The following is a 9647-nucleotide window of genomic DNA, read 5'->3' on the forward strand; positions in this document are numbered from 1 at the left end:
GAACCCAACGATCCAAAAGTTGAACCTAAGACTGGGAAAGTCGAACCGAACATGTGGACCTAGGATCATTCCGCTAAATCCGAACCTGTTTGCCATCCTAAAAATAAATGTGTCAGAAAATATGACATACCCCTTTTCATTTTAACAGGAATACCCTACAATAAACCTTGTTCTTAAATTTTAGTCTATTCAAAATAGAAACGCCGTTCCGATCAACGGAACGACAAGAACGAAATTTAACAAACAACACTGGGTAACTCATAACACAATTCAGAAAAAGAAGGGTTGAGAACAAAGAATGACAGAGTCAAGCAGCACTGTAGAATTGAACGAAAAAATTGGGCCTTATCAGCACAAGACATTGTGGGCGTCCATTGTCGGGTATGCAATGGATGGGCTGGATATGATGATGCTCGCATTTGTACTGCCGTTAATTATTGCTTATTACAGTATTAATCCGGCACAAGCCGGAAGTATTTCGACGATTACCATGCTCGGCGTTGTGATCGGCGGTTACATATTTGGTATTCTTGCCGACAGCTATGGACGTGTACGTGTGTTTACATGGACAATCCTCATATTCTCCGTATTTACCGGACTATGTGCGTTCGCTCCGAACTTTGAAACCTTTAATATTTTCCGCTTTCTTTCCGGACTGGGTCTTGGGGGCGAATTCGGGATTGGCATGACCCTCGTCACCGAGACATGGCCGAAAAAATTGCGAACACGCGCGACCTCCTATGTCGCACTCGGCTACCAAGCTGGAACCATATTGGCGACGCTGACCGCAGCGTTTATCGCGCCGCATTTTGGCTGGAAAGGCGTTTTCCTTGTGGGCGTTATTCCTGCGCTGCTTGCGTGGTGGTCGCGCCGCAGCCTTAAAGAACCGGATATTTGGCTGAAAACAAAGAACGAAAAGAAAACGTCAATTTCGATTGTTGAGCTGTTCAAAGGCTGGCGCGTTACCGGCACAACCATCGGACTAATCCTCATTTGCAGCGTGCAGAATTTCGGTTATTTCGGCATCATGAACTGGATGCCGACGATGCTTGCGACGCAGCATCACTATACCATTAACGGTACAGTGGTCTGGACGATTTCCACTGTTATCGGAATGGTACTTGGCATCATCACGTTCGCTTGGCTCGCGGACAAATGGGGCCGCAAACCGGCGTACATTACGTTCCAGATTTGCGCGGCCATCATTGTATGGATTTATTTCCAGATCGATAGCCCGACACTGCTTGTTGCCCTTGGCTCTGTTCTTGGATTCTTCGTCAACGGAATGATGGGCGGTTACGGCGCGCTGCTTGCTGAACATTATGCAACGCGGGCACGCTCCACTGCTGAAAATATCATTTTTAACACAGGACGGTTCATTGGAAGCTTCGGACCGCTGATCATCGGATTCATGGCGCTCAATCATTCGCTCAGCGCGGCGCTCGGTACCATATCATGTGTTTATATCATTGCGGCTTTGTCCATGTTCTTCCTCGTTCCGGAGACGAAAGGCAAGGATCTCGCATAATCACCAAAAGGCATTAAGGGAAAGGATGTGGCCACGATCGAATGGATGGACCGGTTTGTGAAGCTGATGGATAAAATCAGCGAATGCCCGGCTGCCGGCATTGGGATTGCGGATCTTTCTCGGCAGACTCTGCTCAGCAAAGGTACCCTGCATCGCATGCTGCAGAGCATGATCGGGTACCGAATAGTGGTGCAGGATTCGGAATCAAAAAAATATACGCTGGGACCAAAAGCGATGACTTGGGGCAGCACGTTTCTTCAGAATCGAGATCCGATCGGTTTGCTTGCCCAATACTGTAAACAGGTGGGGGATGAAACAGGAGTGTACGCGTTCATCTGTCGCTGCCAAGCGGATGAAATTTTCTGCACCCATACGCATCAACCGTCCAGCTCAGGCAACAGCTTTTTCGTCCATGTCGGACAGCGTATGCCACTCCATGCGGCAGCTGCAGCCCAGATCATCGTGGCGTTCCAATCGGACGAGACGATTAACCGGCTGTTGGAAAAAGAAGTTCCGGATCCCTATACGCCATTTACATTGACGGACCCGGACGAGCTTAGAAAAAAGATTCATCGAGCGCGGATCGAAAAAGCTGCTTACTGTGAGCAGGAGCTCGAACTTGGCACATCGGCACTGTCTGTCCCAATTTTTCATGGCAAAAATCAGACATCGATCAGTTTGAGCTTGGTCGGCGAACATCACTACATCAAAACAAATAAAGAAAAATTGATTCACGCATTGCAACGTGTGGCGGAGCAGGCAAGCGATCACCTCACTTCAATGCAGGCACTTAGTTCATTATTTTAAAAAAAGCTGGCTGACGAGAGAACTTCTCAAGAAAGCCAGCTCTATTTTCTTCATTGAGAGAGAAACGCATTAAGGATGGCGATAAACAATGGTTGAGGTACATCGAGTCAAACAGACGATGGATGAGATTGGAAAAATAGGCAGCACAGACCGTGGAATGAAGCGACTCGCCTTTAGTAGAGAGGAAAAACAGGCGACCGACTATTTCACAGCACAGTGCGAGGCGGCAGGATTATCAGTACGCATGGATGCAGCAGGAAACGTGATCGCACGCAGACAAGGCACCTGCCCCGAGCTGCCGGCGATCGGGATTGGCTCCCATCTTGATACCGTTTATGAAGGTGGAAAATATGACGGGACAATCGGCGTACTGGCAGCTTTGGAGATTGTGCGCGACCTGAACGATCGGCACATACAAACGAAGCATCCGATTGACATATTCGCTTTTGCCTGCGAGGAATCCGCCCGTTTCGGATTCTCGCAAATCGGCAGCAAAGCACTAGCCGGACTGATTAAGCAAAAGGATATTGCGAGTCTCACAGATAAAGAGGGACGGACCATTCAATCCGTATTTGCGGAACGCGGGCTCGATTTCAGCCGTCTTGAAGAAGCGCGGCTGCCGGAGCATGCACTCGCCGCATTCATGGAGATGCACATTGAACAGGGCCCCATTCTTGATGGAAAAAATCTGCCGATCGGTGTGGTCAACGGTATCGCAGCGCCCACACGTTTTACCATTTGCGTCAAGGGGCATGCCGCTCATTCCGGCTCGACACCAATGAACCAGAGACAGGACGCATTGATCGGTGCCGCCGAAATCACAATTGAGCTGGAAAAAGAAGCGCGGCGCGAGATGGAACACGGAACAGTAGCAACCGTCGGCGATATCGAAATAGCTCCGGGCGCCATGAACGTTGTCCCGGGCGAGACCCATCTCAAGGTCGATATCCGAAGCATTTCACGCGCCTCCAAAGATCGCGTCGTCCAATTTCTCGACACATTCCTTGACCATTTACGCGCGGCACGCCATCTTCACATTGATTGTACCCTGCTGAGTGATGAACCACCGGTACGCATGGATGCCGGTGTTATTCAAACATTTGAAAACGCCTGCCGCGAGAAAAAGATCGGTTTCATCCGTATACCAAGCGGCGCTGGACACGACACCATGAATATGGCGGCACTTTGCCCCGTTGGTATGATTTTTGTCCCATCCACCGGTGGTATCAGCCATCATCCCGATGAACATACCGACCTGCCGCAGATCATCACCGGAATTGAAGTCTTGGAAGCGGCGGTTCTCGATCGAGCGGTTGTTGACATAAGCAAGAAAGCGGGGACAGGAAACGCACAATGAAAACATTTGATGCTCAAATTATCGCAAATCAACCCGTAAGCGCGCGCTACTGGCAAATGACATTGGACACATCCGCACTCGATCAGCCTGTCCGACCCGGCCAATTTTTTCATATCCAGTGTGGTGACACTTGGAGGGCTCCGCTCCGCCGCCCGCTCAGCGTCTATCATTATGATCAAAAGTCGCGCACACTGAAATTCCTGTATCTCGTCAAAGGAATCGGGACACAGCAGATGACTCTCAAGAAAAAAAGTGACATCATGAATCTTATTGGTCCACTCGGACATGGGTTTACACTGCCCAAGCAAGGAGCGCTACTTCTGATTGCGCGCGGTGTCGGCGTTGCCACGCTCCACGCCTTGGCATGTCAGGCACGCGCCGAAAACAAAAACGTGCACGTCATTTTAAGCGCGCGCACCCCGGCCGATCTGCTGACCGTTGATCTGCTGGCGCAGATTGGCGCAACAGTATATACGGTTACAGATACGGAGAGAACCAGCTCAGTAAAATCGGTACGCGCACTTTCGGAAAAATTAATTCGAGAAGAAGGAATCAGCTCAGTCTACACCTGCGGATCCAACCGACTGAACAAGCTCGTTCAGGAGTTGGCAGATGAACATCAGTTAAAAGGTGAGCTCGCCACCGAAGCCCACATGGCGTGCGGCATCGGTGATTGTTACGCCTGCGCCTGCACCATCCGCAAAGACAACCAGCTGAAAACGGTCCGTGTCTGCACCGACGGTCCGGTGTTCCCGATCAGTGAGGTGGTGCTCTGATGACCGATTTATCCGTGAACATCGGCAGCCTGACGTTGCAAAATCCGGTCATGCCGGCTTCCGGCACATTTGGTCCTGAACTTGCGCCGCTGCTCGATATCAACCGGCTCGGCGCGCTCGTACCCAAGAGCGTTACTCTGTCCGCACGCGACGGCAATCAAACACCGCGTATCTGTGAAACAGACGGAGGCATGATCAATTCGATCGGCATTCAAAGCAAAGGCGTTGAGCATTACATGGCGAACATCCTGCCCAGTTATCATGACTTTGATCCGCCGCTGATCGCCAGCATTTCCGGAGAAACCATCGACGAATTTGAACAATTGGCCGCGCGGCTGGACAAGCATCCGGATGTTGCGGCACTCGAACTCAATATTTCCTGCCCGAACCTGCGCGACAATGGCCAGGCGTTCGGCATGAGCGCAGAGTCCACATTTAATTTACTCCGCCAGGTACGCGCGGCCACCGGCAAACCGCTGATTGCCAAACTGACACCAAATGTTACTCGAATCCAAGACATCGCTCGGGCAGCGGAGCAAGGCGGCGCCGACGCGCTCACAGTCGCCAATACGTTCCTAGCGATGGCGATCGATACTGAAACGCGCAAACCACGCATCGGCAACATCATGGGCGGATTATCCGGTGCGGCTGTCAAACCGCTCATCGTTCGTCTCATTTTCCAAGCGCACCAAGCAACCAATCTGCCCATAATCGGCAGTGGCGGCATCATGAACGGTCAAGATGCCATCGAGATGATCCTTGCAGGCGCAACATCCGTCCAAATCGGTACGGCAACCTTTGTCCAACCGAACGCCATGAACACAATCACCGATGAGATCACAGACTACCTCACACGCCATCACATTGACGCAGTCACCGATCTTATCGGTCAGGTCGACCTCAGGTAAAAAGAATACCGCGCAGATCGCGGTGAATAATTACACAGGACGAGCTGAAAAAAGAGCTCGAGGCCTCACCTGCAAAATAATCAAAGTACAACAGGACCGAACGCCTCATGCGCCAGGTCCTGTTGTTTTCCAAAGTCGTAACCAACCGATCAGAAGTAGTAACGAATTACGGAAAAGTAGTAACCAATTGATCCGAAGTCGTAACCAAATTCCGAAGTCGTAACTAACCGATCAGAAGTAGTAACGAATTACGGAAAAGTAGTAACCAATTGATCAAAAGTCGTAACCAAATACCGAAGTCGTAACCAACCGATCCGAAGTCGTAACGAATTACCGAAAAGTAGTAACCAACCGATCCGAAGTCGTAACGAATTACCGAAAAGTCGTAACCAATGAGAGGAAAGTAGTAACCAAATTCCGAAGCTCAACCAAACATGCAAAACGATGATCCACGCACTTCTTAATTCCCATGCTGACAGATCCGCATCCGGCGGATCTTCCGAATGACCATCAAGATCAACCTTTGGCATCCGGACATAAATCCCGTATAATCGAATCAGACAGAGGAGACCGCGCGCGGTCTCACTGAACGGATGGAGGCTCAATACAGATGAACTGGGATTACGTCATCAAGAACGGAACCATTGTCACACCAACCGAAACGTACCAAGCCCATATTTATATCAATGATGGAAAAATCGCCGCGATCTCAAAGCAGCCGCTCGAAGGCGAAGCGACAAGAGAGACCGACGCCACCGGCCAATACATACTGCCCGGCCTGATCGATGTCCATGTCCATTCGCGCGACCCAGGCCCGACTTACAAAGAAGACTTCTTCACCTCAACCCAAGCTGCGGCCGCCGGCGGAATCACGACCATTTTCGATATGCCCAACACCACACCGCCGACACGCGACGCAGCCAGCTTTAACGCGCAGGTCGCCAACCTGACGCCCAAGGCACACGTCGATTTCGGCATCTGGGGCATCGCCCTCGGCCCGATGAACAACGCGCAACTGCCCGAGCTCCATGCGTCAGGCGTCATCGGCTTCAAGTACTTCTGGGGCTACGCCGTCAACAAGAACACCTTCCAGCTCACCTACAACTATGAGCCCGGAATGACCGATGTCCTGCCGCCACTGTCCGACGGCGAAGTTTATGAGATCTTCCAAAACGTCGCGAAAACCGGCCAAGTGCTGGCGATTCACGGCGAAGACAGCAGCCTGATTCAAGTACTCACTGCCCAGGTGAAAAAATCGAGCCGCACCGATTACGACGCGCTGCTCGACGGCCGGCCGAATTTGGCTGAAGAAATCACGGTTCAGATGGGGACCTCTTTTTCACGAGCATCCGGAGCCAATCTGCATGTGCTTCATGTGACAACGGCGGAAGCCGCCGATGCCATCCGACGCGCGCAGGCACAAGGCGCGCCGGTCAGTGCAGAGACTTGCCCGCACTACCTGTTCCTCAGCAACGAGGACTATCCGAAGGTCGGTCCGGTCATGAAAATCTATCCACCGGTCAAATATGAAAAAGACAAAGAAGCACTCTGGCAGGCAATCAGCGACGGCACGATCACCATCGTCTCATCCGATCACGCGCCGCACACGCCTGAGGAAAAAGCCGGCAGCCTGTGGGAGATTCCCGCCGGCATGCCGGGTACCGAAACCATGGCGCCACTGATGCTGAACGCGGTCAATGAAGGCAAGCTCACCTTGCAGAAACTGACTGCGCTGATGGCCGAGAACCCGGCCAAGCGATTCGGCATCTACCCGCAAAAAGGCTCGCTCGAAGTCGGCACCGATGCCGACATTACCATCGTCGACATGAACAAGGAAGCGACGATCAAAGCGGCCGACCTGCACAGCAAAAGCAAAGTCACTGCCTACGACGGCTGGCGCGTCAAAGGCGTCCCAGTCGAAACCATCGTCCGCGGCGAAACGATTATGAAGAACGGCGAAATCGTCCACAAGCCGATTGGGCACGTGGTCAAACCAGGAAAATAAAGAAACGAAAAGGCAAACGTCCACACCCGGATGTTTGCCTTTCTTACAAGAAAAGAAAGTTAAGGTTGTGCCTTGCTGGTACGATGATCAGTCATAGGGTGATGATTCCCAATTCGTACAGATCGGTGGGACGATCAGGAGAGCGGCCAATCTGAGAAATAGACGGAGAAATTCCGCTTAATTAGAAAATGAACGAAAAAATAGCTTAACTAGGCGGAAAAAATCCGCTTATCGAATCGAAAAACGTGAAAATAGAGGTTTTTTCTGTGCATAAGCGGAAAAATTACCCTTATTTACCTGTGAAACAAGCACCATGAGGTAAATAACCGGAAAATCTCCGCTTATTTACTCGCGCCAGATTAATTCATATCTCAGCCTTTTCACTATATAAAATGTCTGCATGCACTCAAATATTCGTATCTTGTTCGAGTTAGCAAAAAAGACTACTAACACGATTATTCAGTAAACTCAACTATTTACATTTTGAATTGTAAATAGTAAAATTAAATTAGGTATAACAATGCGTTTTAGCGTATATTACCTTACCTATTCGACATATGCTTTAGCATCTTGATCTGTGGGGTGTAAACATGTGTGATAAGGATAATAAAAAAGATGATATGGAGGAGAAGAAAATGCCAACAACTATGCGTAAAGAAAAAAATTATGATGAAGAAGTTAGAAAAGCGAAAGTGATGGCTTCCTTCCATAAAATGTCTAAAAAATATGCTAAAACACTAGAAAAGCTTAGCAAAAACTGACCGCGCTGATGGCCGAGAATCCGGCCAAGCGCTTCGGCATCTACCCGCAAAAGGGCTCGCTCGAAGTCGACACCGACGCCGACATCACGATCGTCGACATGAACGAGGAAGCGACGATCAAAGCGGTCGACCTGCACAGCAAAAGCAAAGTCACCGCCTACGACGGCTGGCATGTCAAAGGCATCCCCGTCGAAACCATCGTCCGCGTCGAAACGATCATGAAGAACGGCGAAATCGTCCACAAGCCGATCGGACATGTAGTCAAACCGGCAAAAAAAAGGCAAAAGTCCGAGAGAGGGACTCTTGCCTTTTTATTTTATCGAACTCTGATTAGAAGGGCATCTAATGTTAAAAAAACTATACAAATCTTTTGTTTTTTTTATAATAAGTGTAGAGACTGTACATATTGATACTGCGAATGAGGTGGTATTAGTATGCGACGTAAGGGGGAGACGAAGATGGAATCAATCACCCTAGAAAGTATTATAACCAGAGTTCAGTCGAACAAAAAACGAAATCAGGCAGCGATTCGACGGTTTAATGAAGAAATCTCTACACGACCTAATGTGAAATTTGGACGCGTGCGTCCAAAAGATCCGGTCGAAGCTAAAATCCTTTCACGCTTTAAAAACAAGTGAGAGGAGAGTCTGTGAGGAGAGTCTGTGTGGATTTTTCAAAAGCTAGATCCGAATTGAAAAAGATTAATCCCGAAAATAAATTTACAGCGATGTTGAAAGCCGCTGCCATTATAACTAAGGTACTTGATGAGGTGAGGTTATGATTGTGGTAGAGGATCAGAAGGTGAATCGGCGTGAAACTGTTTGTTCTTGTGGTGAACGTGCAAAACTTCGCTATGGCTCTCGTGACTTCTTTATTGGACCAAGGAAAATTACAGTCCTAAATATGCCTTACTACTATTGTGAACGTTGTGATGAAGCATCATTCGATTCTAAATGGCCGGTTGATAAAGTATTAAAATTTGCCTATCTAAATGGATTAAACAAAATTGACTGGAATGAAAAAGTATTATATATATAAGACGATTTCTACGATCAAAGTCGTAGAAATTTTTATTTTCACAAAAAAAGCGGGCAGCCTTTGGGAGATTCACCAGATTTCTTATAACTCCGGATCTTTTATTTTTAACTCAACTTTCGCACCCTAATTTGGGCAGATAAACCTTGATATAGTTGGGTAAGCTCTCAATCCATTGTGTCAGTTGACAAGTAACCCATCTTTTGATTGATTTTTTTGTTTTTGTTAGGGCGTCATGAAGAATATCCATGAGCTGCGTCAGTGCTACAGCCCAATCCAGTTCATTCATTTCGTCACAGAGTTCATAAAACATACCACCAAGGGTTCGATTATCTGTACTGCAACGGTTTTGCCAAGACAGGAGAATAAACCTTGTAAAGACAATGGTTGTGTGGCTAATCAGCAGATCGTATGATCTGCCCTGGAACTCTTTTTGAAGCTTAAGAAATGACTTCGTTGCTTTAAAAAAT

The 9647-nt window shown here is 48.8% G+C and carries 10 protein-coding genes and 1 pseudogene; 10 read left to right on the forward strand and 1 reads right to left on the reverse strand.

Annotated features, from left to right (window positions below; translation table 11 throughout):
- Positions 1–298: 298 nt before the first annotated feature.
- The 10 genes from BM003_RS09170 to BM003_RS09215 all read left to right on the forward strand — a co-directional run bounded on the left by BM003_RS09170 (position 299) and on the right by BM003_RS09215 (position 9180).
- On the forward strand, positions 299–1528 hold the full coding sequence (locus BM003_RS09170) for an MFS transporter (RefSeq protein ID WP_093672334.1): 1230 nt from the start codon (positions 299–301) through the stop codon (positions 1526–1528).
- A 27-nt stretch (positions 1529–1555) separates the two neighbouring features.
- Positions 1556–2335 (forward strand): IclR family transcriptional regulator, encoded by a 780-nt coding sequence (locus tag BM003_RS09175; protein ID WP_093672336.1) that lies wholly within the window; start codon positions 1556–1558, stop codon positions 2333–2335.
- Positions 2336–2423: 88 nt separating this feature from the next.
- Complete coding sequence (locus BM003_RS09180; protein WP_093672338.1) at positions 2424–3692, forward strand: Zn-dependent hydrolase; 1269 nt, start codon at positions 2424–2426, stop codon at positions 3690–3692.
- A complete protein-coding gene (locus BM003_RS09185) occupies positions 3689–4468 on the forward strand; it encodes a dihydroorotate dehydrogenase electron transfer subunit (protein WP_093672340.1) in 780 nt (259 codons plus the stop codon). The genes BM003_RS09180 and BM003_RS09185 overlap by 4 nt, the downstream gene beginning before the upstream one ends.
- A complete protein-coding gene (locus tag BM003_RS09190) occupies positions 4468–5376 on the forward strand; it encodes a dihydroorotate dehydrogenase (RefSeq protein WP_143128447.1) in 909 nt (302 codons plus the stop codon). Before BM003_RS09185 ends, BM003_RS09190 begins: the two co-directional genes overlap by 1 nt.
- Positions 5377–5986: 610 nt before the next feature.
- Positions 5987–7381: an allantoinase AllB gene (allB, locus tag BM003_RS09200; protein ID WP_093672344.1), complete on the forward strand. Its 1395-nt coding sequence runs from the start codon at positions 5987–5989 to the stop codon at positions 7379–7381.
- A 590-nt stretch (positions 7382–7971) separates the two neighbouring features.
- Complete coding sequence (locus tag BM003_RS17630) at positions 7972–8142, forward strand: hypothetical protein (protein WP_177184726.1); 171 nt, start codon at positions 7972–7974, stop codon at positions 8140–8142.
- A gap of 8 nt (positions 8143–8150) precedes the next feature.
- On the forward strand, positions 8151–8552 hold the full coding sequence (locus tag BM003_RS09205) for an amidohydrolase family protein (protein ID WP_245734178.1): 402 nt from the start codon (positions 8151–8153) through the stop codon (positions 8550–8552).
- Positions 8553–8600: 48 nt separating this feature from the next.
- Positions 8601–8780 carry a hypothetical protein gene (locus BM003_RS09210; RefSeq protein WP_093672346.1) on the forward strand — a complete coding sequence of 60 codons (180 nt, stop codon included), beginning with the start codon at positions 8601–8603 and terminating at the stop codon, positions 8778–8780.
- Between the two features lie 139 nt (positions 8781–8919).
- On the forward strand, positions 8920–9180 hold the full coding sequence (locus tag BM003_RS09215) for a YgiT-type zinc finger domain-containing protein (protein WP_093672348.1): 261 nt from the start codon (positions 8920–8922) through the stop codon (positions 9178–9180).
- 109 nt (positions 9181–9289) lie between these two features.
- Here BM003_RS09215 and BM003_RS09220 read toward each other — a convergent pair.
- Positions 9290–9647, reverse strand: a pseudogene (locus tag BM003_RS09220) (IS4 family transposase); the annotation flags it as partial.

It is taken from the genome of Sporolactobacillus nakayamae (genome assembly GCF_900113325.1).
GTDB lineage: Bacteria > Bacillota > Bacilli > Bacillales > Sporolactobacillaceae > Sporolactobacillus > Sporolactobacillus nakayamae.